Consider the following 25,511-nt stretch of genomic DNA (forward strand, 5'->3'; position numbering starts at 1 on the left):
CCCCGTCAGTCTTGGCTGCAGAACAGCTCGTAGACCACTTCCAGAATACGCCGGGGGCGATCATCCGCCAACCGGTAATAGATCGCCTTGCCGTCCCGGCGCGGGATGACCAGCCCTTCGAGCCGCAGGCGCGACAACTGCTGCGAGACTGCCGCCTGGCGGGCCGAGAGCAGGTCTTCCAGCTCGGTCACCGATTTCTCGCCGGTGACCAGGTGGCAGAGGATCATCAGCCGCCCTTCGTGGCTGATTGCCTTGAGAAAGTTCGAGGCCGTCGTCGCGTTGTCGACCATGCGGTCGAGGTCTTCGTCCGAGGTGTCAGGCGTGAAACGGGGCAGGGCCATGCGTCGTCCTTCAGAAAGCAATCTCGTCGGCGATGGCGGCGATACCCGCCTCGGCGCAGACTTCATCGAGTTCGGGAGAGGGGGCGCCCGAGACGCCGATCCCGGCGACCATCGCGCCGCCGCCCTCGTTGATCATCAGCCCGCCGCCCAGCGGCAGGGCCTCGCTCAGGTGGCGGATGCCGGACGAGATCTGCCCGGCCTCGGTGCTGGCGGCAAGCTCGCCGGTCGCGGCGCGGAAGCTGACCGCCGTCCAGGCCTTGCGGCGCGAGGTCTCGTAGACATGCAGCCCGGCGAAACGGTCGCGCACGAAGGCCTGCGGCAGGCCGAAGCGGTCGACCACGGTGACACCCACCTGGTAGCCGCCGTCACGGCAGTTCTCCATCGCCGCCACCGCGGCCTTGAGCGCCAGTTCCGGCGTCAGCACCTGGAAATCGACCAGCGCGCTGTCCTGTGCCGAGGCGCTGCCGGCGGCAAAAGCCAGCGCAAGTGCAAGTGTCCTCATGATCCCTCTCCCTTGTAGTCCGAATGTTGCCGCAGCATCTCGTCCAGCAGCGGCCAGAAGAACTGGTCGCCCGCATAGCCTTCCATCCGCGCCAGTTCGCGGTTGTCCTCGACCAGCAGGAAGGTCGGCGTGAACAGCACCCGACGGGCGGTTTTCAGCTCGGACGGCATCGCGTGCAGGTCGACCCGGCGCAGCGGCGCGAAGCGGCCTTCGGCGGTCTTTGGATAGGCCGGGGCGATCTGTTCGTTCCAATGCGCGCAATAGATACACCCGGCCTGTTCGACCATCACCAGTTCGACCGCCCGGGCTGGCAGGGCGGTCGCCGCGACAACGATCGCGGCCAGCAGGATTTTCAGCCGGAGCATCAGGCGACCCGTTGACGTTTCCTTCTTCCACAACCTAATTTGAATATGTGAATAGATCAAGCGGACGGAAGGGATTCCGGGCCGCGGAGGCCTTGCAATGCTGGATATTACGCTGATGGGCGCGCTGATTGCCGGGGTGCTCAGCTTCTTTACCCCCTGCATCCTGCCGATGGTGCCCTTCTACCTCTCCTACATGGGTGGCCTGAGCATGGCCGAGCTGCGCGGCGACGGGGCCATAGCACCGGGGGCGCAGCGCCGGCTGATCACCTCGTCGATCGCCTTCGCGCTGGGCGTGACCACGATATTCATGGGCCTCGGCATGGGCGCCACGGCGCTCGGCAGCCTCTTCGTGCAGTATCTCGACCCGCTGTCCTGGGTCGCCGCCGCCATCCTGGTGGTCTTCGGCCTGCATTTCCTCGGCATCGTCCGGATCCCTCTGCTCTACCGGCAGGCGCGGATGGAATCGACCGCGCCGGCCACCACCTTTGTCGGCGCCTATGTCATGGGCCTCGCCTTCGGCTTTGGCTGGACCCCCTGCGTCGGCCCGGCGCTGGCTTCGATCCTGATGATCGCAAGCGGCATGGGCGAGATCTGGCGCGGCGCGCTGCTGCTCTTCGTCTATGGCGTCGGCATGACCGCGCCCTTCGTGATCGCCGCCTTTTTCGCCAAGCCCTTCCTCGCCTGGGTCCAGCGCCACCGCGCCGCCTTTGCCTGGGTCGAGAAGGGCATGGGCGTCATGCTTATTCTCTTCGCTCTCCTGATCGTGACCGGGGGCGTGAACTGGATCGCGCAATTGATGATAGAATGGTTTCCGGGCTTCCAGTCGGTAGGCTGACCCGCCTCAGGAGGAGAGAGACATGAGACATTTCCTGGCCGGCATTTTTGCCATCGCCATGGCCCTGCCGGCAGCGGCCGAGGTCGTCATGGGAGACGACGGTCTGCATAAGGCGGACTGGCTGCACGATACCTTCAAGGATCTCCAGGAAGACGCGGCAACGGCCAAGTCCGAGGGCAAGCGCCTGCTGATTCTGGTCGAGCAGCGCGGCTGCCTCTACTGCAAGGACATGCACGAGAACACCTTCACCGACCCGCGGGTCCGCAAGATGCTGGAAGAGGTCTATTACCCGGTCCAGATGAACCTGCACGGCGATATCGAGATCGTTGACACCGACGGGGAGTCGCTGAGCGAGAAGGCCGCGGCGCGCAAGTGGAACGTGCTGTTCACCCCGACGATGCTGTTCATGCCGCCCGAGATCGACGAGACGAAGTCGATCGTTCAGCAGGCCGTGGCCGTGATGCCGGGGGCCTTCTCGGCAGGAACCACGCTCGACATGATGACCTGGGTTGCCGAGAGCCGCTACCTCGACCAGTCCGAGGAGGATTTCCAACGCTATCACGCCCGCATGATTCGCGAGCGCAACGATGGTGACACCCGCTGAATGGGGCTGTATCCAGAGGGGAAGCCACTGAATTTGCGAGCTGCGCCGGAGGCATCTCAATAATTCATATCAATGAATTTGTTGTTGCGTCTCGACCGTCCGGTAGTCTAGTTTGACTGGAACAGAGGAGGTCGGGCCGCATGCGGCGCGCAGCCCTGAGGGAGGGAACATGAAGAAACTGATGATCACGGCCGTCGCGATCTCCGCGCTCGGAGCAGGCGTGGCCATGGCCGACGGTGTCGTCGCGCCGGGGGATGTCAAATTCGAGGACGGCGCGGTCGCCATGTCGCTCACCGGTGTTCCCGGCGATCCGAGCAAGGCGTCCGAACTGATGGACCGCAAGTTCGGCAACTGCATCGCCTGCCACCAGATCAGCGCGCTGGATCTGCCCTTCCCGGGCGAGATCGGCCCGCCGCTGGATGGCGCCGGCAGCCGCTGGACCGAGGCCCAGCTGCGCGGCATCGTGAGCAATGCGAAGATGACCTTCGAAGACTCGATGATGCCCGCCTTCTACAAGACCGAAGGCTACATCCGTCCCGGCGTCGCCTTCACCAGCAAAGCCCCGGAAGGCCCGCTCGATCCGCTGCTGACCGCGCAGCAGGTCGAGGATGTCGTCGCCTTCCTGATGACGCTCAAGGAATAACGCGCCCCGGCGCGTGTGCTCACCAAGGAGTATAGGAACATGGAGTTCACAAGACGCGATACGCTTGCTCTCGGCCTCGGCGCCGCAGTGCTGAGCGTTCTGCCCATCCGCGCCGCCAAGGCGGCCGCGACGACCGACGAGCTGATCGCCGAATTCACCGGCGGCGCCGCGTTGGCCGACAGCGGTGTCACCCTGACCGCGCCCGAGATCGCCGAGAACGGCAACACCGTTCCGATCGACGTCGCGGCGCCGGGCGCAAGCGCCATCATGGTGCTGGCCACCGGCAACCCGACCCCGCCGGTCGCGACCTTCAACTTCGGCCCGCTGGCCGCATCGCAGGCCGCCTCGACCCGTATCCGCCTCGCCAAGACGCAGGATCTGATCGCCATTGCCAAGCTGGCCGACGGCAGCTTTGCCAAGGCCTCGGCAACGGTCAAGGTCACCATCGGCGGCTGCGGCGGCTGAAGCCCTTATTCAGGAGAACAAAGACATGGCATCTGGTGTCAAACCCCGGGTCAAGGTTCCGAAAACCGCCGCTGCTGGCGAAGCCGTCACCATCAAGACGCTGATCAGCCACGAGATGGAAAGCGGCCAGCGCAAGGACAAGGATGGCAAGGTCATCCCGCGTTCGATCATCAACCGCTTCACCTGCATGTTCAACGGGCAGCTGGTGATCGACGTCACGCTCGAACCGGCGATCTCGACCAACCCCTATTTCCAGTTCGACGCGACCGTCCCGGAATCGGGCGACTTCGCGTTTACCTGGTACGATGACGACGGGTCGGTCTACGAGGACAAGCAGTCCATCAAGGTCGGCTGAGCCGGGCTCACAGGGAGGAACCACAACATGACAAGACTGCTCAGGGCAACGACCCTGGTCTCGGCGGCGCTGGTCTCTGTCGGCCTTGCGCTGCCGGTGCTGGCCGACGAAGAGGCCGACCTGGTCGTCAACGGTGATCTCAAGATGGTCACCCATGCACCGGCCCCGGCCCATCTCGACGGCGCCCTCAGCGAAGTGATCTCGGGCTGGGTGTTCCGCTCGGACGAGACGCAGGCGCTCCAGATGGACGACTTCGACAACCCCGGCATGGTGTTCGTCGACAAGGCCATGGAGGTCTGGAACACGGTCGACGGGTCCGAGGGCAAGTCCTGCGCGTCCTGTCACAACGATCCGGCCGAGAGCATGAAGGGCGTCCGCGCGGTCTATCCGAAGTGGAACGAAACCGCGAACGAGGTGCGCACCATCGCCGCGCAGGTCAACGACTGCCGCGAGAACCGCATGGGCGCAAAGCCCTGGAAATACGAAGGCGACGACATGGCCGAGATGGAGGCGCTGATCGCCCTTCAGTCGCGCGGCATGACGGTGAACGTCGCCATCGACGGCCCGGTCCAGTCGACCTGGGAGCAGGGCAAGGAAATCTACTACACCCGCTACGGTCAGCTCGAACTCAGCTGCGCGAATTGCCATGAGAACAACTATGGCAACATGATCCGCGCCGACCACCTGAGCCAGGGCCAGATCAACGGCTTCCCGGCCTACCGGCTCAAGAACACCAAGCTGAACACGGTCCACGACCGCTTCAAGGGCTGCATCCGCGACACCCGCGCCGTGCCGTTCAAGCCGGGCGGGCCCGAGTTCACCGCGCTCGAGCTCTATGTGGCCAGCCGTGGCAACGGTCTGTCGGTCGAAGGTCCGTCGGTCCGCAACTGATCGCAATACCCCCGCGCCTCGCAAGGGCGCGGGGTTTTTTGTCTTTTACTAATTCACACATGCGAATGTGTTGTGAATTGAGCGGGCCGCCGGGCGGCCATCGGGGCGGGCATCGGCCCGCATCAGCACGAGGAAGGAATCCATGAGCAAGGGGTCCAACAACAACCCGTCGCGGCGGCAGTTCCTGTCCGGCGCGGCGGTCGCCGGCGCGGGCATCGCCGTCGCCGGTGCAGCGCGGGCGGGCGATCCGCTGATCACCGAGGTGCAGCAATGGGCGCGCGGCCTGGGCGAGGGCGTCGACGCCACGCCCTACGGCCTGCCGATCCGCTTCGAGACCGACGTGGTGCGGCGCAACGTGCCCTGGCTGACCGCCGACCCGATCAGCTCGATCAACTTCACGCCGATCCACGCGCTTGACGGCACCATCACCCCGCAGGGCTGCGCCTTCGAACGGCACCACTCGGGCGCGATCGAGCTCAGCAAGGACGACTACCGGCTGATGATCAACGGCCTCGTCGATACGCCGCTGGTCTTCACCTATGCCGACCTCGAACGCTTCCCGCGCCAGACGCATGTGTATTTCTGCGAATGCGCGGCGAATACCGGCATGGAATGGGCCGGCGCGCAGTTGAACGGCGCGCAGTTCACCCACGGCATGATCCACAACATGGAATATACCGGCATCCCGCTGAGGACCCTGCTGGAAGAGGCCGGCTTCGACACCTCGGCCAAATGGGTCTATGTCGAGGGGGCCGATGCCTCGTCCAACGGCCGCTCGATCCCGATGGAGAAGGCGCTCGACGACGTGCTGGTCGCCTTCAAGGCCAACGGCGAGGCGCTGCGCAAGGAGCATGGCTATCCCGTGCGCCTGGTGGTGCCGGGCTGGGAAGGCAACATGTGGGTCAAGTGGCTGCGCCGCATCGAGGTGGCCGACGCCCCGGTCGAAAGCCGCGAGGAGACCTCCAAGTATACCGACACGCTGGCCAACGGCGTCTCGCGCAAGTGGACCTGGGTGATGGACGCCAAGTCGATCATCACCTCGCCCAGCCCGCAGGCGCCCATCCGCCACGGCCACGGCCCGCTGGTCATCACCGGCCTGGCCTGGTCGGGCCGCGGCGCGATCAGCCGCGTCGACATCTCCAAGGACGGCGGCAAGACCTGGGAAACCGCCCGCCTCGCCAAGCCCGGCGAGAAGATGGCGCTCACCCGCTTCTACCTCGACACCACCTGGAACGGCGAGGAAATGCTGCTGCAGGCCCGCGCGATGGACGAAACCGGCTATGTCCAGCCGACCAAGGCGCAGCTGCGCGAGGTGCGGGGCGAGAACTCGATCTATCACAACAACTGCATCCAGACCTGGTGGGTGCAATCGAACGGCGAGGCGGAAAATGTCGAAGTTTCCTAAGCATCTGGCGATTGCCCTGGCTGGTGCGCTGGTGGTTGCCGGCCCCGCCTCGGCCGAGAAGTTCGGCCTCGGCCGCCCGGCCGCGCCCGACGAGATCGCGGCCTGGGACCATGACGTCAACCCCGAGGGCGTCGGCCTGCCGGTCGGCTCGGGCTCGGTCGAGGACGGCGAGGCGCTGTTCGGCGACTATTGCGCGATCTGCCACGGCGACTTCGCCGAGGGCGTCGACAATTGGCCCAAGCTGGCGGGCGGGCAGGGCACGCTCGACCACAAGGACCCGCTCAAGACGGTGGGGTCCTACTGGCCGCATGTCACCACCACCTGGGATTACGTCAACCGCTCGATGCCCTTCGGCAACGCGCAGACCCTGACGGTCGACGAGGTCTATGCCGTGGTGGCCTATATCCTCTATTCCAACGACCTCGTGGAAGACGACTTCGTCCTCTCGAACGAGAACCTGCTGGACATCGAGCTGCCCAACAAGGACGGCTTCATCATCGACGACCGCGCCGAGAGCGAATATTCGAAGTGGTCGGGCGAACCCTGCATGACCGACTGCAAGGACAAGGTCGAGATCACCATGCGGGCGATGGTGCTCGACGTGACCCCGGAAGAGACCAAGGCGCGCAAGGTGCAGGAACTGGTGAAATCCACCAACCCGCGCAACGCGGCAGCCGCCGAGGCGGTGCCGGCTGCGGCCGAGGCCACGACCGAGGCACCGGCAGCCGAAGAGGCCAAGCCCGAGGAGACCGCCGCGCTCGACCCGGCGCTGGTCGCCAAGGGCGAGACCGTGTTCAAGAAATGTGCAGCCTGCCACCAGGTGGGCGAGGGCGCCAAGAACAAGGTCGGCCCGATGCTGAACGCTGTCTTCGGCCATCCGGCGGGCGCGGTCGAAGGCTTCGGCTATTCCAAGCAGCTGAAGGCGGCGGCCGAGGGCGGCCTGGTCTGGGACGACGCCACGCTGGCCGAGTTCCTCGCGAAGCCGCGCGACTACATCAAGGGCACCAAGATGTCCTTCAACGGGCTGAAGAAGGACGAGGAAATCGCGGCGGTGATCGCCTATCTCAAGTCCTTCGCGCAGTAACCGCCGAAGCTATCGCGAGAGCCGCCCGCGTTCCTGCCGGAGCGCGGGCGGCGTGCTTTTGCGGCAACAGCACTCGGGGACCGCTGCGCCGGAGAATCCGCGTCCGGGGCAGGGACGGGACAATTTTCGCGAAGCGCCGGCATTGATCGAACCCGCGCAACACACCAGATACAGTCTCGCGCCGAAATGAAGATACAGTTAACCGGGCGCGCGCCGGTTTCGTCCTGCAGGCCTTGCGGCCCCCCGAGGGCAATACTAAGACTGTGTTAGGATCTCAGGCGTAAGCAGTTGCGCGACAGGAATGAGGCAGGCCCATGTTCGACCCGATCGACAAACTGACGAACTTCATCATCCCGACCGTCGAGGAGACCACGTCGCGCGGCTCGATCCGCTATGACATCTTCTCGCGCCTGCTTAAGGAGCGCATCATCTTCGTCGCCGGTCCGGTGCACGACGAGATGGCCACGGTGATCGTGGCCCAGCTTCTGTTCCTCGAGGCGGAGAACCCGTCCAAGGAAATCTCCATGTATATCAACAGCCCCGGCGGTGTCGTGACCTCGGGCCTGTCGATCTATGACACCATGCAGTACATCCGGCCGAAGATCTCGACCGTCTGCATCGGCCAGGCCGCCTCGATGGGCTCGGTCCTGCTGGCCGGCGGCGCGCCGGGGATGCGCTTCTCGCTGCCCAACAGCCGCATCATGGTGCACCAGCCCTCGGGCGGCTATCGCGGCCAGGCGTCGGACATCATGATTCACGCCGCCGAGACGCAGAAACTCAAGGATCGCCTCTACGAGATCTACGTCAAGCACACCGGCCAATCCAAGGAAGCCGTGGAAAAGGCGCTTGATCGCGACAATTTCATGTCGCCGGAAGAGGCCAAGGCCTGGGGTCATATCGACGAGATCGTCGAGAACCGGGACAAGGGTCCGGCGGCCTGATCGGGAATCTGGGGCGGGCGCGGCATTATTTGCGATTGTGGTGCCCCCACCGCTGTCCTAAGCTTGACGCCAAGCAGACGGATGGAACCCCGAAAGGCACGCGGGACGTGACGAACTTCGAAGCCGAAAGGTAGGCCATGGCAACGAATTCCAGCGGCGACAGCAAGAACACCCTCTATTGCAGCTTCTGCGGCAAGAGCCAGCACGAGGTTCGCAAGCTGATCGCCGGCCCGACCGTCTTCATCTGCGATGAATGCGTCGAGCTCTGCATGGACATCATCCGGGAAGAGACCAAGGCCAGCGGGCTGAAGTCCTCCGACGGGGTGCCGACGCCGCGTGACATCTGCGACGTGCTGGACGACTACGTGATCGGCCAGGCCCGCGCCAAGCGGGTGCTCTCGGTTGCGGTGCACAACCACTACAAGCGGCTGAACCACTCGCAGAAGACCTCGGACATCGAGCTGTCGAAGTCGAACATCCTGCTGATCGGTCCCACCGGCTGCGGCAAGACGCTGCTGGCGCAGACGCTGGCGCGTATCCTCGACGTTCCCTTCACCATGGCTGACGCCACCACGCTGACCGAAGCCGGCTACGTGGGCGAGGATGTCGAGAACATCATCCTCAAGCTGCTTCAGGCCAGCGAATACAACGTCGAACGGGCACAGCGCGGCATCGTCTACATCGACGAGGTCGACAAGATCACCCGCAAGTCGGAAAACCCCTCGATCACCCGCGACGTCTCGGGCGAGGGCGTGCAGCAGGCGCTGCTCAAGCTGATGGAAGGCACCGTGGCTTCGGTTCCGCCGCAGGGCGGCCGCAAGCATCCGCAGCAGGAATTCCTGCAGGTGGACACGACCAACATCCTGTTCATCTGCGGCGGCGCCTTCTCGGGTCTGGAAAAGATCATCGCGGCGCGCGGCAAGGGCTCGGCCATGGGCTTTGGCGCTGACGTGCGCGACAACGATGCCCGCGGCGTGGGCGAGATCTTTACCGATCTCGAACCGGAAGACTTGCTCAAGTTCGGCCTGATCCCGGAATTCGTCGGCCGTCTGCCGGTTCTGGCGACGCTGGAAGACCTGGACGAGGCTGCGCTGGTCACCATCCTGACCGAGCCGAAGAACGCCCTGGTCAAGCAGTATCAGCGCCTGTTCGAGCTGGAAAACACCGAGCTGACCTTCACCGACGACGCGCTTACCGCCATCGCCAAGCGGGCCATTGCCCGCAAGACCGGCGCGCGCGGCCTGCGTTCGATCCTGGAAGAGATCCTGCTCGACACCATGTTCGAACTGCCGAGCCTGCCGAGCGTGACCGAGGTTGTGGTCAACGAAGAGGCGGTGGTCTCGGATGCCAAGCCGCTGATGATCCACGCCGAGGCGGAAAAAGGCTCGGCCTCGGCCGGCTGAGTGGCCCCTTGCGACTGATATGACGGTCGGGCAGTCTTTGCCCGACCGCATTGATCAGGGGCAGCATATGACCATCAGACGAATCCACTCCGGCGGCGCCTATGAGGCGAAGATCGGCTATTGCCGCGCGGTTGTCGCGGGCGGCTTCGTGCATGTCGCCGGCACCGTGGGGCAGGGCGAAGGCGTGGTGGAACAGTGCCGCTCGGCGCTCGGGATCATCGCCAAGGCCCTGACCGAGGCCGGCAGCGGGCTGGAACACGCCGTGCGCGTCACCTACTACCTCCCCGACCGGGCCGAGTTCGAACCCTGCTGGCCCCTCCTGCGCGAGGCCTTCGGCGCCAACCCGCCGGCGGCGACGATGATCGAGGCGGGGCTGATCGATCCGGCCTATCGCATCGAGATCGAGGTCACCGCGCTGCTGCCGGGCTGAGGCATTTCCGCCGTCCCGCCCGCAAACGCCGATCCAGACTGGACCTTTCCGGGCAATTGGGCCATATCGAAGCAAGGCTTGGTACGAGGCATCCATGGGCATCCTGAACACGTTGCTGCGCGCAGTCACCTGGTGGAACGGGCAGACGCTGAACACGCAGATCTTCACCTGGCGCAAGGGTGTCGAGGTCGGCAAGGACAATCAGGGCAACGTCTTTTACCGCAATGCGGATGACAGCAAGCGCTGGGTCATCTTCAACGGCGAGGTCGAGGCCAGCCGGATCGATCCGGAATGGCACGGCTGGCTGCACCGCACCTGGAACGAGCCGCCGACATCGAAACCGCTGGCCCACAAGGCCTGGGAAAAGCCCCACCAGGAAAACCTGACCGGCTCGGCCCTGGCCTATGTGCCCGCCGGATCGCTGCGCCGCGCCGACCCGGTCGAGCGCAAGGACTACGAGGCCTGGAGCCCGGAATAACCACGGGGCCACGGAGCAGCACATGAGCACGCAGAGCACCACAGAGGTGATGGTTGGCGGCGCCGTCCTTATCGCGGCGCTGGCCTTCCTCGGCTACACCATGCAGACCACGGGGTTGGGCAAGTCCACCTCGGGTTATGAACTCGCCGCCTCCTTCCGCTCGCTCGAAGGCGTGACGGTGGGCACCGATGTACGGCTGGCCGGGGTCAAGATCGGCACCGTCACCAATGTTGCGCTGAACCCCGAAACCTACCGCGCCGACACGCGTTTCTCGATCGCCAACGGTATCGAGATCCCGGACGACAGCGCGGCGGTGATTTCCTCCGAAGGGCTGTTGGGCGGCAACTTCCTCGAAATCATGCCCGGCGGTTCGCTGACCTATCTCGCCGCCGGCGAGGTCATCGAGAACACCCAGGGCGCGGTCAGCCTGATCCAGCTGCTGGTCAAGTTCGTTGCCGGCAGTCCGGACAGCGCCGAAACCGGCACCGAGTCGCAGTGAAACCGGTCCTCGCCCTGCTTCTGGCGCTGGCGCTTCCGGCGGTCGCCCAGGAGAAAACGGTCGAGGTCACCTCGGGCACCGGCGCGTTGCTGCGTGGGCTCGACAAGGCCAACGGCCAGACCGTCGACATCGAGCTGCTCTCGGGCGGCGGACGTGCGGTCTTCGGGCTCGAGGTCGAACTGGCCGACTGCCGCTACCCGGTCAACAACCCGACCGGCGACGCCTATGCCTATCTTACCATCCGCGACGCGCGCAGCCCCGACATCCGCTTCCAGGGCTGGATGATCGCCTCGGCCCCGGCGCTGAACGCGCTGGATCACAACCGCTACGACATCTGGGTATTGCGCTGTATCACCTCCTGAGCCGAGGCGATTTCGGGACGCAGGAAGCTGGCTTTCTGTTTCAGGGCACGATCCAGCCGGCGGTGATATTCCGCCCGGCTGATCTCGACCGCACCCAGCGAGGCCAGGTGTTCGGTCAGGAACTGCGTATCGAACAGGGTGAAGCCACCCCGGCTCAGGTGATCGACCAGATGGGCGAGGGCGATCTTCGAGGCATCGGTGCGGCGCGAGAACATGCTCTCGCCGAAGAAGGCCCCGCCAAGCGCCACGCCATAGACGCCGCCGGTCAGCGCGCCATCCTGCCAGACCTCGAAGGAATGCGCCTGCCCGCGCCGGTATAGCTCGATGTAGAGGGCGCGGATTTCGCTGTTGATCCAGGTCTCCGCCCGGTCGGCGCAGCCATCGACGACACCGGCGAAATCCTCGTTGATCGCGATGCGATAGCCGCCGCGCCGCATCCGCCGCGCCAGCGAGCGCGAGATGTGGAAGCCGTCCAGCGGAAACACGCCCCGCCGGCGCGGGTCGACCCAGAAGATCTCCGGGTCGTCCCGATGCTCGGCCATCGGGAAGATCCCGATGGAGTAGCCATGCAGCAGAAGGTCGGGGGTCAGGTCCATGCCATGCGCCCCAGTGGGGCCGAAAGCCCCGTTCGGCGGGTCACGCCCCGCCGAGATGGGTTTCCAGCCAGTGCTCCAGCCAGTGGATGTTGTAATCGCCGTTCACGATGGCCGGCTCGGCCAGCAGCGCGTGGAACAGCGGCACCGTGGTATCCACGCCGTCGACGATCAGCTCGCCCAGGGCGCGCGAGAGTCGGGCCAGGGCCTCGGGCCGGTCGCGGCCATGCACGATCAGCTTGCCGATCAGCGAGTCGTAATAGGGCGGAATGCGATAGCCGTCATACAGCGCCGAATCCATCCGCACGCCCAGGCCACCCGGCGCGTGATACTGGGTGATCTTGCCGGGGCAGGGGGCAAAGTTCGGCAGCTTCTCGGCGTTGATCCGCACCTCGATGGCATGGCCGTTGATCTTGAGGTCGTCCTGGCTGAAGGACATGGGCAGGCCGGAGGCGACACGGATCTGCTCGCGCACCAGGTCCACGCCGAAGATGCCCTCGGTCACCGGGTGTTCCACCTGCAGGCGGGTGTTCATCTCGATGAAGTAGAACTCGCCGTTCTCGTAGAGGAACTCGATGGTGCCGGCACCGATGTAGTTTATCCGCGCGACAGCCTCGGCGCAGGTCTTGCCGATGCGGGCGCGTTCCTCGGGCGTGATGACCGGGCCGGGCGCTTCTTCGAAGACCTTCTGGTGCCGCCGCTGCAGCGAGCAGTCGCGCTCGCCCAGGTGCACCGCATTGCCCTTGCCGTCACCGAAGACCTGGATCTCGATGTGGCGGGGCGTGGTCAGGTATTTCTCGATATAGACTTCGTCGTTGCCGAAGTTGGCCTTGGCCTCGGACCGGGCGGTCTGGAAGGCGCGCTCCATCTCGGCATCGTTGCGGGCGACCTTCATGCCCTTGCCGCCGCCGCCGGCGGTGGCCTTGATGATGACCGGATAGCCGATCTCGGCGCCAACCTTCTTGGCCGCCGCCAGATCGGGCACGCCGCCATCGGAACCGGGCACGCATGGCACGCCCAGCTTCTTCATCGTGTCCTTGGCGGTGATCTTGTCGCCCATGATGCGGATGTGTTCCGCGGTCGGGCCGATGAAGGTCAGGCCGTGATCCTCGACCACCTGCACGAAGCCGGCGTTTTCCGACAGGAAGCCATAGCCGGGGTGGATTGCCTGGGCCCCGGTGATCTCGCAGGCGGCGATGATCGCGGGGATCGACAGATAGCTCTGCGGGCTGGGCGGCGGGCCGATGCAGACCGACTCGTCGGCCATGCGCACGTGCATCGCGTCGCTGTCAGCGGTCGAATGCACCGCCACCGAGGCGATGCCCATCTCGCGCGCGGCGCGGATCACGCGCAGGGCGATCTCTCCGCGGTTGGCGATCAGGATTTTGTCGAACATCGCGCCGCAGCCTTATTCGAGGATGACGAGCGGGGTGCCGTATTCCACCGCGTCGCCGTCGCCCACCAGGATCCGCTTCACGGTGCCGGCGCGCGGGGCGGGGATGTGGTTCATCGTCTTCATCGCTTCGACGATCAGCAGGGTGTCGCCCTCGGCGACCTGCGTGCCGACGCTGATGAAGGAGGAGGCGCCGGGTTCCGGCTGCAGATAGACCGTGCCGACCATCGGCGAGGTCACGGCACCGGGGTGGTCGGCCGGATCGTCGCTGGCGGCGGCCACGGGGGCCGCTGCGGCGACAGGTGCTGCGGCTGCCGGAGCAGCGACCGAAACCGCCGCGGGCGCGGCCATGACCGGCGCCGGGATCATGCGGCTGACGCGGACGCTCAGCGTGTCGTCATCGCCGTATTCGCGTTTGACCTGCAACTCGGTGAGATCGTTCTCGCGCAGAAGTTCCGCCAGGGCCTTGATGAAAGCGACATCGGCCTCGTGTTTTTTCTCTGACATAATGGGTCCTCGCCCGCTACTGCCGGACCCGTCTGGGTGCGGGTCTTGATGTGATCCCCTGCTTATAGGGCAAGGTTTCGGGCATGAAAAGCGTCCTCGGCACAGTTGCGCCGTCCTGCGGGCATTGCCTGCAAGGCGGCCATGCAGGGGCCGGGCAGCTGACCATTTGCGGCAGCGGGGCGGGTCTGTCAGTGCGATTCGCGGTCCTCGTTCGGGTCGCGCCCGGCCTCTTGCGCCTCCAGTGCCTCGGCCTGGGCCTGCAGGATTTCCATGATCTTGCGCTGCATCGCCGAGGGCGGGGTGCTGGGCATGTCGCCTCGCTCCTGCGCCATCGCGCCGGGGGTTGCGGCGTCGCCCGCCAGAGCCGTCACCCGCGCAGGGGCTGGCCGGGTATAGGGATCGGCCGGCAGGGCGGCCGGGTGGCCGGTGGGGGCAGGCGGCAGGACAAACCGCCAAGACTGATGTTCATCGCGCTGCTCCATCTTCGCGAGACAGCCCTCACCCGATGTTCAGAATGCCGCCACACAGCCTAACGGAACGTAAACAGGCGGGCCCGAAGGCCCGCCTGTCTGTCCTGCATTCGAGGCAAATGCGCCGAAGTCAGATCGCGAGGTATTCCGCCCGCAGCTCCTCGTTCTCCAGCACCTCGGCGGCGCTGCCGTCGAAGACCACGCTGCCGGTGTCGAGGATCACCGCCCGGTCGGACAGCTCCAGCGCGCGCACGGCATTCTGCTCGACAATGACCGTGGTGATGCCCAGTTCCTTGATCTTGATGAGCGTCTTCTCGATCTCGTCGACGATCACCGGGGCCAACCCCTCGTAGGGTTCGTCCAGCAGCAGCACCTTGATGTCACGGCAGAGCGCCCGCCCGATCGCCAGCATCTGCTGCTCGCCGCCCGACAGCGTCACGCCCTCCTGCTTGCGGCGTTCGCCCAGGCGCGGGAAGAGTTCGTAGATGCGGTCGATCGACCAGCCGATCGGCGGCGCGATCTGCGCGAGCTGGAGGTTCTCCTCGACCGTCAGGCCGGGGATGATCCGGCGGTCTTCCGGCACCAGGCCCAGGCCGACGCTCGCCGCCTGGTAGCTGGTCATCGAGTGCAGCGGCTGGTGGTCGAGCCAGATCTCGCCATGCCGCAGCTCGGGATTGCCCAGCCGCGCGATGGCGCGCAGGGTCGAGGTCTTGCCGGCGCCGTTGCGGCCCAGCAGCGCCAGGATCTCGCCCTCGTGCACGTTGAAGCTGACGCCCTGCACGATGTAGCTCTCGCCGTAATAGGCGTGCAGGTCCCAGACCGACAGGAAAGCCGGCGCGGTGGCCGCCTGGTTGGCGCTGTTCGAGAAGTCGGGTTTAACATTCATGCTTGATCTCCCTTACGCGCTCTCGCCCAGGTAGGCTTCGCGCACCTTCGGGTGGCCCTTGATCTTGTCCGGCGTGTCCTCGACCAGCGGGGTCCCCTGCGCCAGCACGGTGATCCGCTCGGCCAGGCTGAACACCACGTGCATGTCGTGCTCGATGATGGCGATGGTGATGTCGCGCTCGGCCTTGATCTGCTTCAAGAGGTCGATGGTGTTGTTGGTATCGGCCCGCGCCATGCCGGCGGTGGGCTCGTCCAGCAACAGCAGCCGGGGCTGCTGCGACAGGCACATGCCGATCTCCAGCCGCCGCTTGTCGCCGCGCGACATCGAAGCCGCGTGCATGTGCCGCTTGTCGATCATCTTCATGTCGATCAGCATCTGCTCGGCGCGCTCGACGATATCCGTCTGCTTGCCGACCGAGGCGAGGGGGTTCAGCTCGAACGCCCCGTCCCGCTTGGCAAAGCAGGGGATCATCATGTTTTCCATGACGGTCAGGTCGCCGAAGATCTCGGGCGTCTGGAACACCCGGCTGATCCCCATCTGGTTGATCTCGTAGGGCGCGCGGCCCAGCACCGACTTGCCGTCGAACATGACCGAGCCGGTGTCGGGGATCAGCTTGCCGACCAGCACGTTCAGCAGCGTCGACTTGCCTGCCCCGTTGGGGCCGATGATCGCGTGAACCGTGTTCTCGGCCACCGAGAGGTTCACGTTGCCGAGCGCCTGCAGACCGCCGAAGCGCTTGTTGACGTTCTTGACTTCAAGAATACCCATCTTGCGCCCTCCTCATTCCGCCGGATGCGATGTTGCGGCCGGCTTGCCGGTTTCGTCCTCGGTGCCGCGGGACTTGCCCGAGATCAGCCGTCCGATACGCTGGCCACCTTCGACCAGGCCGCCCGGCAGGAAGATCACCACCAGCATGAACAGCGTGCCCAGGGTCAGCGCCCAGCCGCCGCCGATGAAGTGCTCGAGCAGCCAGACCAGCGGGTCTTCGATCGGGTCGGGCAGCCAGGAGAACCAGCCATGCAGGGTGGATTCGTTGATCTTCGAGAAGATGTTCTCGAAATACTTGATGAAGCCCGCGCCCAGGACCGGCCCGATCAGGGTACCGGCACCGCCGAGGATGGTCATCAGCACGACCTCGCCGCTCGCGGTCCACTGCATCCGCTCGGCGCCCGCCAGCGGGTCCATCGAGGCGAGCAGGCCACCGGCAAGACCGGCATACATGCCCGAGATCACGAAGGCCGCCAGCGTATAGGGCCGTGCCGAGAGGCCGGTGTAGTTCATCCGCTGCTGGTTCGACTTCACCGCCCGCAGCATCAGCCCGAAGGGCGAGCGGAAGATGCGGATCGAGATGTAGAAGGCGACCAGCATCAGGATGGCGCAGAGGTAGTAGCCGTTGTTGAACGAGAACGACCAGGCGCCAACCTTCATCGTGTAGGATTCCCGCATGACCAGGCCGAAAAGGTGCGGCACGTTGGGGTCGGTCGCGGTCTGGAACAGCGGGTTGTCGCTGGAATAGACCTGCAGGCCGGTCTCGCCGTTGGTGATCGGCGTCAGCACCGAATAGGCCATGGCGAAGGACATCTGCGCGAAGGCCAGCGTCAGGATCGAGAAGTAGATCCCCGAGCGCCGCAGCGAGATGAAGCCGATCAGCAGTGCAAAGACGCCGGCGACGATCACGCTGAGGATGATGCCCGGAACCACGTTGTAACCCAGCAGCTTGAACATCCAGACCGCCGCGTATGAGCCCACGCCGAGGAAGGCGGCGTGGCCGAAGGACAGGTAGCCGGTCAGCCCGAACAGGATGTTGAAGCCGATGGCGAAGATGCCGAAGATCACGAAGCGCTGCATCAGGTCCGGGTAGCCGGCGTTGAACTGCGCCAGCGCCGATTCCGTCGGGAAGGGGTTCAGCAGGAAGGGTGCGAAGAGGGCCAGCACCGCGACGACGATCAGCAGCGTGGTGTCTTTCTTGTCGAGACCAAGCATGGATTAGTCCTCCATCACGCCCTTGCGGCCCATGAGGCCCCGAGGACGGGTCAGCAGAATGATGATGGCGACCAGGTAGATGATGATCTGGTCGATCGAAGGCAGGAACAGCCAGGTCTCGAAGAAGTTCTTGATCGGCGAATACGAGGCGAAGCTCTCGAGGATGCCGAGCAGGAAGCCCGCGAGCACGGCGCCGGGCAGCGAGCCCATGCCGCCGACCACCACCACGACGAAGGAGAGGACGAGGAAGTCCATTCCCATGTGGTAGTTGGGCGAGTTGATCGGGGTATACATGACCCCAGCCAGGCCCGCGACGGCGGCCGCGAGACCGAACATGATGGTAAAGCGGCGGTCGATGTTGATGCCCAGCAGCCCCACCGTCTCGCGGTCGGCCATGCCGGCGCGGACGACCATCCCGAAGGTGGTGAACTGCAGGAAGGCAAAGACCGCGCCGATGATCACCGCCGAGAAGGCGAAGTAGACCATGCGCCAGTAGGGATAGATGATGCTGCCCGCATCGAACCCCAGCAGCACGCCGAAGTCGAACGACCCGCGAAAGGCCGAGGGCGCCGGGGTGGGGATCGGGTTGGCGCCGTAATAATGCTTGATGAGCTCCTGCAGCACGATGGCAAGGCCGAAGGTCACCAGGATCTGGTCGGCGTGGGGGCGCTTGTAGAAGTGCTTGATGAGGCCGCGTTCCATCACGTAGCCGATCGCCAGCATCACCGGGATCGCGAAGAGGATCGCCAGCGGGACCGACCAGTCGATGATCGCGGCGCCGAAGTCATGGCCGAACCAGAGCTCGGCATAGGGCGTCTTGATCTCGAGCGGGGTGCCCCAGGCGGTCTTCTCGGTCGCCGAGACCTCGATCCGCTCGAGCGACAGCAGTTTCTGCAGCGTCACCGCGCAGAAGGCACCGATCATGAACAGTGCGCCGTGGGCAAAGTTGACGACGCCAAGCGTGCCGAAAATCAGGGTCAGGCCCAGGGCGATCAGCGCATAGGCGCTGCCCTTGTCCAGCCCGTTGAGAATTTGCAGGATGATATCGTCCATCGTCCCCACCAGATGTCTGCAAGGAATTAGGCCCCTCCGGACCGGCCGGAGAGACTGCTCGTTGGCCGCCTCAGGGCCCTATGTCGGGAAGGTGGGCCGAAGCGTGCTTGACGCTCCGGCCCGATCGGATCAGGCGCCGGGGTTGCATTGCCCGAGGTCGCCGCCGGCGAACATCGGGTGGTCGGGCGCATATTCGACCTGCGCGCGGGGCGTGACTTCCACCACTTCCAGCGCGTCATACTCGTTGGCCGGGCTCTCCTTGCCCTTCATGACCAGCACGTCTTTGAAGCACTGGTGGTCATCGGCGCGATACAGCGTCGGACCGTTGCCCAGGCCGTCGAACTCGAAGCCTTCGAGGGCCTCGGCCACGGCGCAGGGGTTGAACGAGCCGGCCCGTTCGACGGCATCCGCATAGAGCAGGGTCTGCGCATAGCAGGTCTGCGCGGCGTTCGACGGCGGGAAGCCATACTTGGCGCCGAAGGCCTTGACGAAGGCCTGGGTGCCGGCATCCTGCAGCGTCCACGACCAGTTGGTCGATCCGAACACGCCCTTGATGTTGGCGCCGGCGCCCTTGGCCATCAGCTCCGAATACAGCGGAACCACGACCTCGAACTGCTTGCCGTTGGCCATCTTGTCGCGCAGGCCGAACTGCACGGCCTGGGTCAGCGAGTTGACCATGTTTCCGCCGTAGTGGTTCAGGATCAGCACGTCTGCGCCCGAGTTCAGCACCGGCGCGATATAGGCCGAGAAGTCGGTCGCGGCGAGCGGGGTCAGCACGTTGTTGACGGTCTGCCAGCCCAGCGCCTCGGTGGCGGCCTGGATCGACTCCTGCTGGGTCCAGCCCCAGGTGTAGTCGGCGGTCAGGTGATAGGCCTTGCGGTCCGAGCCGTAGGCCTTCTGAAGCACCGGCGCCAGCGCGGCGCCCGACATGTAGGCGTTGAAGAAGTGGCGGAAACCGTTCTTCTTCTTGTCCTTGCCGGTGGTGTCGTTCGAGTGGGTCAGACCCGCCATGAAGATGATGCCGGCTTCCTGGCAAAGGCCCTGAACAGCCACGGCGACGCCCGAGGAGGAGCCACCCGAGATCATGATCGCGCCGTCTTTTTCGATCATCGACTTGGCCGATGCGCGTGCAGCGTCAGATTTGGTCTGGGTGTCGCCGGTGACGAACTTCACCTGCTTGCCGAGGATGCCGTTGCCCTTGAGCGCCTTCGAGGAGAAGGTGTCCAGGCAGCCGCCACCGTTGTTCAGGTGCTCGACGGCGAGTTCGAAGGCGCGCAGTTCGTCCATGCCCTCGTCGGCATAGGGACCGGTCTGCGGAACGTTGAAGCCAAGCGTGACCGTGCCTCCGGTCGGCTCGTTGGTAAAGGCTGCGGCGGAAGACGCCGTGAAGATCGTCGGTAGCGCCAGCCCGGCCCCGGCGACAGCGCCGGTCCGCAGCACGCCACGACGTGTGACATCGTTTTTGGACATTAACATCCTCCCTTTGCGTGAAACATGCGAAGCGGCTCCTCTCTTTCCGCTACGCACAGGCACCATTGTGCAAAGCAAATATGCAGCGTCCTTAGAAAATCTGGCAATAAGCCTCTTGATCTGAACGATATTTTTGTAAACAAATACACAGAGGGGAGAGGCTTTCTGTAAATTGCATTATGTTGCGATGCAGAAAGCCGTTGAAACTCCGCGCAATTCGGAAGGGAGGCCGAAATGCCGCGCGACAGCCTTACGGGAACCCGAATCCGCGAGCGGAGGTCGATCGCCGGGCTGCGCCAGGCCGATCTCGCGCGGCAGATAGGCATTTCCGCGTCCTACCTCAACCTGATCGAGCACAACCGCCGCAGAATCGGGGGGAAACTGCTCATCGACATCGCCCGCGTGCTGGGGGTCGAACCCTCGATGCTGACCGAGGGCGCCGAGGCCGCGCTGATCGCGACCCTGCGCGAAGCGGCGGCCGATGCCGGGGCGGTGGCCGCCGAAACCGACCGCGCCGACGAACTGGCAGGCCGCTTTCCCGGCTGGGCCGAGGTGCTGGCCCTGCTGCACCGCCGGGTCGCCTCGCTCGAACGCACGGTCGAGACGCTGTCCGACCGGCTGACCCACGACCCCCATCTCGCCGCCTCGCTGCACGAGGTGCTCTCGACCGCCGCCGCGATCCGCTCGACCGCCTCGATCCTGGCCGAGACCGACGAGATCGACCCCGAATGGCGCACCCGCTTCCACCGCAACCTCAACAACGACAGCCGCCGTCTGGCCGAAAGCTCCAAGGCACTGGTCGGCTACCTCGACGACAACGACGCCGGCGAGGTGCAGCGCGGGGTGCCGCGCGAAGAGGCCGAGGCCTTCTTCGCGGCGCAGGGCTACCACTTCCCCGGCCTTGAGACCGGCGAACAGAGCCCCGACGACCTGGTGCGCGCCGCGCCCGAACTGGGGGGCCGCGCCGCACGCCACATCGCGCGCGAGTTCCTGCAGCAATATACCGAGGACGCGCTGGCCCTGCCGCTCGACCGTTTCGCCGCCGCGCTGGACCGGCTCGGCCCCGACCCCGGCGCGCTTGGCGCCGAACTGGGCGCCGACCTGCCCGCCATCCTGCGCCGCATCGCCGCCATGCCCGAGAGAATCCTGCCCGGCGGGGCTGGGCTCGTGATCGCCGACGCCTCGGGCAGTATCCTGTTCCGCAAGGTGCTGACCGGCTTTGCGCTGCCGCGCTTCGGCGCGCCCTGTCCGCTCTGGCCGCTCTTCCTCGCGCTCTCCCGCCCGCTGGTGCCGGTGCGCCGCAAGGTCACGCAGCTTGGCCGCGGCACCGCGCATTTCGACTGCCTCGCCATCTCCTGGCCGCAACGCGCGACCGCCTTCACCGAGGACCCGCTCTACAACACCGCCATGCTGATCCTGCCGCTGCGCGCGGACGAGGCCGAGGCTGGCACCTTCCTGCGCGTCGGCAGCAGCTGCCGGGTCTGCCCCCGGCTCCGCTGCCACGCACGGCGCGAGCCCTCGATCCTGCGCGAAGAGTTTTGACTTGATGGCAGACGCAGGGCAAACTCGCCAAACCGCATCTGGCTCACGGGCTTGCGGTAACGGGGAGAGGGGCCCCGCGGGGAGGAAACCAATTTGAGCAACCGGCATGTATTGCTGATTGAGGACGAACCGAACATCATCGAAGCGATCCGCTTCCTGCTCACGCGCGAGGGCTGGAAGGTCGAGGCGCATTCCAACGGCGCGGACGCGGTCGAGGTGGTCCGGCACCTGCGCCCCGACCTGGTGATCCTGGACATGATGCTGCCCGGCAAGAGCGGCATGGACATCCTGCGAGAGCTGCGCGCCATCGCCGATCTCGCCAACCTGCCGGTGCTGATGCTGACCGCACGCGGCCAGATGCGCGACCGCGACATGGCCGAGAAGGCCGGGGTCAGCCGCTTCATGACCAAGCCCTTCTCGAATGCCGAGGTCGTCACCGCCGTCCGCGATCTCGTCGCGCAGGCCTCGCGGCCGTGAGCGCCGAAGACCCCCAGGGAGCCGCCGCGCTCGAACGCCAGGGCTATCGCCGCCGCCGCCTGACCGACGCCGCCCGCGTGCTGCCCCTGGTGGGGGCGGCGCTGCTGCTGGTGCCGCTGCTCTGGCCCGGCGCGCGCGAGACCGCCGAGGGGGTCGAACCGGTGCGCACCTCGATGGCGATCCTCTACATCTTCGGCACCTGGGCCGGCCTGATCGTTGCCGCCGGCCTGTTCGGCCTGGCGGTGCGACACCAAGATACCGGCGGCGCGGACGGGCCGGGGCAGGGATGAGATGGCGACGCTCAACGTCCTCTTCGCGGTCTGCCTGGGCTACGTGGCCCTGCTCTTCGCGGTCGCCTTCGCCGCCGACCGCGTGGCCATGCGCGGGCGTAGCACCTGGCTCCGCTCGCCGCTGATCTACACGCTCTCGCTGTCGATTTACTGCACCGCCTGGACCTTCTACGGCGCGGTCGGCTACGCCGTCCGTTCGGGGCTGGAGTTCGTGACCATCTACCTCGGCCCGACGCTGGTGATGGTCGGCTGGTGGTGGGGGCTGCGCAAGCTGGTGCGCATTGGCCGCAGCCAGCGGGTGACATCCATCGCCGACCTGATCTCGTCGCGCTATGGCAAGTCCAACACGCTGGCGATCTGCGTCACCCTGCTCGCCGTGATCGGCGTGACGCCCTATATCGCGCTGCAATTGCAGTCGATCACGCTCTCCTTCTCGATCTTCGCCGAGGCCGACACCGACAGCGCCTTCAACCCCGACGCCAGCGTGGTCTGGGTCGCCACCGGGTTGGCGATCTTCGCCATCCTCTTCGGCACCCGCAACCTCGACGCCAACGAACGCCACCACGGCGTGGTCACCGCCATCGCGCTGGAAGCGGTGGTCAAGCTGGTCGCCCTGCTGGCGGTGGGCGTCTTCGTGGTCTGGGGCCTCTCGGGCGGAGTCGCCGGGGTGATGGAACGCATCGACGCCTCGGACATCGGCCTCTGGCAGGTCGACCGCAGCCGCTGGGCCGCGATCACCTTCCTGGCCGCCGCCGCCTTCGTCTGCCTGCCGCGCATGTTCCAGGTCATGGTGGTCGAGAACGACGACGAGCGCCACCTGCGCACCGCCGCCTGGGCCTTCCCGCTCTACCTGCTGCTGATGAGCCTCTTCGTCGTGCCCATCGCCGCGGTCGGGCTCGAGATGATGCCGACCGGGTCCAACCCCGACCTCTTCGTGCTGACCGTGCCGCTGGCCTCGGGGCGCGACGGGCTGGCGATGCTCTCGTTCATCGGCGGCTTCTCCTCGGCCACCTCGATGGTGATCGTGGCGGCGATGGCGCTCTCGACCATGGTGTCCAACCATGTCGTCATGCCGATCTGGCTCAGCTACCGCGGCAGCGGCGCGGCGCAGTCGGGCGATGTGCGCAAGGTGATCCTGCTGGCCCGCCGCGTCTCGATCGGCGCGGTAATGGCGCTGGGCTGCGTCTACTACCAGCTCTCGGGCGGCGGCTCGGCGCTGGCCTCGATCGGGCTGATCGCCTTCGTCGGCATCGCCCAGATCCTGCCGGCGCTGGTCGGCGGCCTGTTCTGGCGCGGGGCGACGCGGATGGGCGCGCTGGCCGGTCTCAGCCTCGGTTTCGCGGTCTGGGTCTGGGCCATGCTGCTGCCGGGCCTCGGCGGCGGCATCCTCTCGGCGCCGGTGATGGCGCATGGCCCCTTCGGCATCCTCTGGCTGCGCCCGCAGGCGCTCTTCGGCATCGCCGGGCTCGACCCCATCGTGCACGCCGTGGTCTGGAGCTTCCTGCTCAACACCATCGCCTTTGTCGCGGTCTCGCTGCTCACCTTCCCGAACCCGGTGGAACGGCTGCAGGGCGCCCAGTTCGTCAACGTCTTCGAGCATTCCGCCGGCCCGCGCGGCTGGACCGGCTCGGTCGCGCAGACCGAGGACCTGATGGTGATGACCCAGCGGATCCTCGGTGCCGAAGACGCCCGGGCCCTGTTCCGCCGAGAGGCCGAGCTGCAGGGCGGCCGTGGCCTGCTGCCCGATCCGACGCCCGAGTTCCTCGAACGGCTGGAACGCCAGCTGGCCGGTTCGGTCGGCGCGGCAACGGCGCACGCGATGGTCGGCCAGATCGTCGGCGGCTCCTCGGTCTCGGTGCAGGACCTGCTGGCGGTGGCCGATGAATCGGCGCAGATGCTGGAATACTCCAGCCGTCTCGAAGCCCAGTCCGCCGAGCTCAGCCGCACCGCCCGCAAGCTGCAGGAGGCCAACGAGAAGCTGACCCAGATCTCTGCGCAGAAAGATTCCTTCCTCAGCCAGGTCAGCCACGAGCTGCGCACCCCGATGACCTCGATCCGCGCCTTTTCCGAGATCCTGCGCGACGCCGATACGCTGAACCCCGAGGAAAAGCGCCGCTATGCCAACATCATCCACGACGAGGCGCTGCGCCTGACCCGGCTGCTGAACGACCTGCTCGACCTCTCGGTGCTGGAAAGCGGCCAGGTCAGCCTGAACATGCGCCACGGCACCCTGGGCGACCTGCTCGACCATGCGGTCTCGGCCGCGCTGGCCGGTTACGAGCGGCCCTTGAGGGTCGTGCGCAACCGCGCCGACGAGACGCTGCACCTCTATTCCGACCTCGACCGCCTGTCGCAGGTCTTCATCAACCTGATCGCCAATGCGCAGAAATACTGCGACGCCACCGCGCCCGAGCTGACCATCAGCGTGCACCTGTCCGGCGGCGTGCTGGTGGTCGATTTCATCGACAACGGCAGCGGCATCCCGGTGCGGGCACAGGAACTGGTGTTCGAGAAATTCGCCCGCGTCAGCGTCGAGAAGGCGGGCGGCGCCGGGCTGGGCCTCGCCATCTGCCGCGAGATCATGATGCGCCTCGGGGGGGACGTGACCTATCTGCAAGGGGCCGGCGGCGGCGCCTTCCGCGTCACTTTGCCGGTCGCGCGCGAAATGGCGGCGCAATAGCGCGGGTGTAAAGCCAATCGTAACCAACCGGCCCTAGACCTGACGCAGGGCGGCAAGGGCAGGTCGGAGGCGATGGCAGCAGGTCAGGGCGCATCAGTCATGCAGCGCAAGATGGCGGCGGGGCAGGAGGCCCAGCCGCCCGGCGCACGCTCGGCCATCCGCGCGCTGCGCCTGGCGCTGGCCCGCGCCGCGCGCGACCTGTTCGACCTGCCGCTCGCGGTGATCGGCGCGACCCAGGCGCGCTGTGGCCAGGAGCAGCTGGGCGAACACCTGGGCGCGGGGCGGATGCTGATCCTGCTCGACGGCCCCGAGGGCAGGGTCGGCGCGCTCTCGGTCGACCGCGACAGCCTTTCGGCGATCATCCAGCAGCAGACCATGGGGCAGGTGACGGGCGGCGCACCGGCGGAACGGCCCTTTACTGGCACCGATGCCGCGATGGTCGCCCCGCTGGTCGATGCGATGCTGAAACGCGCGGCCGAACTCGCCGACATCCTGCCCGACAAGCGCTGCCTCGCGGGCTACTTTCTGCGCCCGGACCGAGGATCTGCGCAGCCTGCTGATCGC

At 66.0% G+C, this 25,511-nt stretch carries 31 protein-coding genes; 18 read left to right on the forward strand and 13 right to left on the reverse strand.

Annotation, left to right across the window (positions count from 1 at the left end; translation table 11 throughout):
- Positions 1-5: 5 nt before the first annotated feature.
- The 3 genes from IE266_RS10385 to IE266_RS10395 are packed head-to-tail and all read right to left on the reverse strand — an operon-like array spanning position 6 to position 1,208.
- Entirely contained in the window at positions 6-341 is a 336-nt protein-coding gene (locus IE266_RS10385; protein WP_189680014.1) for an ArsR/SmtB family transcription factor, read from the reverse strand.
- Between the two features lie 10 nt (positions 342-351).
- Positions 352-843, reverse strand: coding sequence for a GlcG/HbpS family heme-binding protein (locus IE266_RS10390; protein WP_189680015.1), 492 nt, complete (start codon positions 841-843; stop codon positions 352-354).
- The gene (locus IE266_RS10395) at positions 840-1,208 is read right to left on the reverse strand and encodes a thioredoxin domain-containing protein (RefSeq protein WP_189680016.1); all 369 of its coding nucleotides are present in this window, start codon (positions 1,206-1,208) and stop codon (positions 840-842) included. The genes IE266_RS10390 and IE266_RS10395 overlap by 4 nt, the downstream gene beginning before the upstream one ends.
- 97 nt (positions 1,209-1,305) lie before the next feature.
- Here IE266_RS10395 and IE266_RS10400 point away from each other — a divergent pair, with 97 nt between their 5' ends.
- From IE266_RS10400 to IE266_RS10465, 14 genes are all read left to right on the forward strand, one after another.
- The gene (locus IE266_RS10400) at positions 1,306-2,043 is read left to right on the forward strand and encodes a cytochrome c biogenesis CcdA family protein (RefSeq protein WP_189680017.1); all 738 of its coding nucleotides are present in this window, start codon (positions 1,306-1,308) and stop codon (positions 2,041-2,043) included.
- 22 nt (positions 2,044-2,065) lie between these two features.
- Positions 2,066-2,647 (forward strand): thioredoxin family protein, encoded by a 582-nt coding sequence (locus IE266_RS10405; protein WP_189680018.1) that lies wholly within the window; start codon positions 2,066-2,068, stop codon positions 2,645-2,647.
- Positions 2,648-2,816: 169 nt separating this feature from the next.
- Positions 2,817-3,290 carry a sulfur oxidation c-type cytochrome SoxX gene (gene soxX, locus IE266_RS10410; protein ID WP_189680019.1) on the forward strand — a complete coding sequence of 158 codons (474 nt, stop codon included), beginning with the start codon at positions 2,817-2,819 and terminating at the stop codon, positions 3,288-3,290.
- Positions 3,291-3,329: 39 nt separating this feature from the next.
- The gene (gene soxY, locus IE266_RS10415) at positions 3,330-3,755 is read left to right on the forward strand and encodes a thiosulfate oxidation carrier protein SoxY (RefSeq protein ID WP_189680020.1); all 426 of its coding nucleotides are present in this window, start codon (positions 3,330-3,332) and stop codon (positions 3,753-3,755) included.
- A 25-nt stretch (positions 3,756-3,780) separates the two neighbouring features.
- Positions 3,781-4,110: a thiosulfate oxidation carrier complex protein SoxZ gene (soxZ, locus tag IE266_RS10420; RefSeq protein WP_189680021.1), complete on the forward strand. Its 330-nt coding sequence runs from the start codon at positions 3,781-3,783 to the stop codon at positions 4,108-4,110.
- Positions 4,111-4,137: 27 nt separating this feature from the next.
- Positions 4,138-5,001 carry a sulfur oxidation c-type cytochrome SoxA gene (gene soxA / locus IE266_RS10425; protein ID WP_189680022.1) on the forward strand — a complete coding sequence of 288 codons (864 nt, stop codon included), beginning with the start codon at positions 4,138-4,140 and terminating at the stop codon, positions 4,999-5,001.
- A gap of 142 nt (positions 5,002-5,143) precedes the next feature.
- Positions 5,144-6,406 carry a sulfite dehydrogenase gene (gene soxC / locus IE266_RS10430; protein WP_189680023.1) on the forward strand — a complete coding sequence of 421 codons (1,263 nt, stop codon included), beginning with the start codon at positions 5,144-5,146 and terminating at the stop codon, positions 6,404-6,406.
- Positions 6,390-7,490, forward strand: a complete 1,101-nt coding sequence (locus tag IE266_RS10435) for a c-type cytochrome (protein WP_189680024.1) — start codon at positions 6,390-6,392, stop codon at positions 7,488-7,490. The genes soxC and IE266_RS10435 overlap by 17 nt, the downstream gene beginning before the upstream one ends.
- 314 nt (positions 7,491-7,804) lie before the next feature.
- Positions 7,805-8,431, forward strand: coding sequence for an ATP-dependent Clp protease proteolytic subunit (locus IE266_RS10440; RefSeq protein WP_189680025.1), 627 nt, complete (start codon positions 7,805-7,807; stop codon positions 8,429-8,431).
- A 137-nt stretch (positions 8,432-8,568) separates the two neighbouring features.
- Positions 8,569-9,834, forward strand: coding sequence for an ATP-dependent Clp protease ATP-binding subunit ClpX (clpX, locus tag IE266_RS10445; RefSeq protein ID WP_189680026.1), 1,266 nt, complete (start codon positions 8,569-8,571; stop codon positions 9,832-9,834).
- 67 nt (positions 9,835-9,901) lie between these two features.
- Positions 9,902-10,264, forward strand: a complete 363-nt coding sequence (locus IE266_RS10450; protein WP_189680027.1) for a RidA family protein — start codon at positions 9,902-9,904, stop codon at positions 10,262-10,264.
- A 94-nt stretch (positions 10,265-10,358) separates the two neighbouring features.
- Positions 10,359-10,742 (forward strand): NADH:ubiquinone oxidoreductase subunit NDUFA12, encoded by a 384-nt coding sequence (locus IE266_RS10455; protein WP_189680028.1) that lies wholly within the window; start codon positions 10,359-10,361, stop codon positions 10,740-10,742.
- A gap of 22 nt (positions 10,743-10,764) precedes the next feature.
- Positions 10,765-11,241, forward strand: coding sequence for an outer membrane lipid asymmetry maintenance protein MlaD (mlaD, locus tag IE266_RS10460; protein ID WP_189680029.1), 477 nt, complete (start codon positions 10,765-10,767; stop codon positions 11,239-11,241).
- A complete protein-coding gene (locus IE266_RS10465; RefSeq protein ID WP_189680030.1) occupies positions 11,238-11,603 on the forward strand; it encodes a DUF2155 domain-containing protein in 366 nt (121 codons plus the stop codon). Before mlaD ends, IE266_RS10465 begins: the two co-directional genes overlap by 4 nt.
- Here the strand turns inward: IE266_RS10465 and aat are convergent.
- The 9 genes from aat to IE266_RS10510 all read right to left on the reverse strand — a co-directional run bounded on the left by aat (position 11,567) and on the right by IE266_RS10510 (position 19,958).
- Positions 11,567-12,199, reverse strand: a complete 633-nt coding sequence (aat, locus tag IE266_RS10470; protein WP_189680031.1) for a leucyl/phenylalanyl-tRNA--protein transferase — start codon at positions 12,197-12,199, stop codon at positions 11,567-11,569. The two genes, IE266_RS10465 and aat, sit on opposite strands and share 37 nt — an antisense overlap.
- 40 nt (positions 12,200-12,239) lie before the next feature.
- Positions 12,240-13,592: an acetyl-CoA carboxylase biotin carboxylase subunit gene (gene accC / locus IE266_RS10475; protein WP_189680032.1), complete on the reverse strand. Its 1,353-nt coding sequence runs from the start codon at positions 13,590-13,592 to the stop codon at positions 12,240-12,242.
- A gap of 12 nt (positions 13,593-13,604) precedes the next feature.
- The gene (gene accB / locus IE266_RS10480; RefSeq protein ID WP_189680033.1) at positions 13,605-14,096 is read right to left on the reverse strand and encodes an acetyl-CoA carboxylase biotin carboxyl carrier protein; all 492 of its coding nucleotides are present in this window, start codon (positions 14,094-14,096) and stop codon (positions 13,605-13,607) included.
- Positions 14,097-14,284: 188 nt separating this feature from the next.
- On the reverse strand, positions 14,285-14,578 hold the full coding sequence (locus tag IE266_RS10485; RefSeq protein WP_189680034.1) for a hypothetical protein: 294 nt from the start codon (positions 14,576-14,578) through the stop codon (positions 14,285-14,287).
- 118 nt (positions 14,579-14,696) lie between these two features.
- Positions 14,697-15,452 (reverse strand): ABC transporter ATP-binding protein, encoded by a 756-nt coding sequence (locus IE266_RS10490; protein WP_189680035.1) that lies wholly within the window; start codon positions 15,450-15,452, stop codon positions 14,697-14,699.
- Positions 15,453-15,464: 12 nt separating this feature from the next.
- Complete coding sequence (locus tag IE266_RS10495; protein ID WP_189680036.1) at positions 15,465-16,220, reverse strand: ABC transporter ATP-binding protein; 756 nt, start codon at positions 16,218-16,220, stop codon at positions 15,465-15,467.
- Positions 16,221-16,232: 12 nt separating this feature from the next.
- Positions 16,233-17,435 (reverse strand): branched-chain amino acid ABC transporter permease, encoded by a 1,203-nt coding sequence (locus tag IE266_RS10500; RefSeq protein WP_189680037.1) that lies wholly within the window; start codon positions 17,433-17,435, stop codon positions 16,233-16,235.
- A gap of 3 nt (positions 17,436-17,438) precedes the next feature.
- Positions 17,439-18,488 (reverse strand): branched-chain amino acid ABC transporter permease, encoded by a 1,050-nt coding sequence (locus tag IE266_RS10505; RefSeq protein ID WP_189680038.1) that lies wholly within the window; start codon positions 18,486-18,488, stop codon positions 17,439-17,441.
- A 129-nt stretch (positions 18,489-18,617) separates the two neighbouring features.
- Positions 18,618-19,958: a substrate-binding protein gene (locus IE266_RS10510; protein ID WP_189680039.1), complete on the reverse strand. Its 1,341-nt coding sequence runs from the start codon at positions 19,956-19,958 to the stop codon at positions 18,618-18,620.
- A 234-nt stretch (positions 19,959-20,192) separates the two neighbouring features.
- Between IE266_RS10510 and IE266_RS10515 the strand changes: the two genes are divergently transcribed.
- From IE266_RS10515 to IE266_RS10530, 4 genes are all read left to right on the forward strand, one after another.
- Positions 20,193-21,500 carry a helix-turn-helix domain-containing protein gene (locus IE266_RS10515; RefSeq protein WP_189680040.1) on the forward strand — a complete coding sequence of 436 codons (1,308 nt, stop codon included), beginning with the start codon at positions 20,193-20,195 and terminating at the stop codon, positions 21,498-21,500.
- Between the two features lie 93 nt (positions 21,501-21,593).
- Positions 21,594-21,977, forward strand: a complete 384-nt coding sequence (locus IE266_RS10520) for a response regulator transcription factor (RefSeq protein WP_189680041.1) — start codon at positions 21,594-21,596, stop codon at positions 21,975-21,977.
- A complete protein-coding gene (locus tag IE266_RS10525; RefSeq protein ID WP_189680042.1) occupies positions 21,974-22,267 on the forward strand; it encodes a hypothetical protein in 294 nt (97 codons plus the stop codon). Before IE266_RS10520 ends, IE266_RS10525 begins: the two co-directional genes overlap by 4 nt.
- Before the next feature lies 1 nt (position 22,268).
- Complete coding sequence (locus IE266_RS10530) at positions 22,269-24,947, forward strand: sensor histidine kinase (protein ID WP_189680043.1); 2,679 nt, start codon at positions 22,269-22,271, stop codon at positions 24,945-24,947.
- Positions 24,948-25,030: 83 nt separating this feature from the next.
- On the opposite strand, the gene IE266_RS10535 is transcribed toward IE266_RS10530, so the two are convergent.
- Positions 25,031-25,450, reverse strand: a complete 420-nt coding sequence (locus IE266_RS10535; protein ID WP_189680044.1) for a hypothetical protein — start codon at positions 25,448-25,450, stop codon at positions 25,031-25,033.
- Positions 25,451-25,511 lie beyond the last annotated feature (61 nt).

The organism is Seohaeicola zhoushanensis, from assembly GCF_014656415.1.
GTDB lineage: Bacteria > Pseudomonadota > Alphaproteobacteria > Rhodobacterales > Rhodobacteraceae > Seohaeicola_A > Seohaeicola_A zhoushanensis.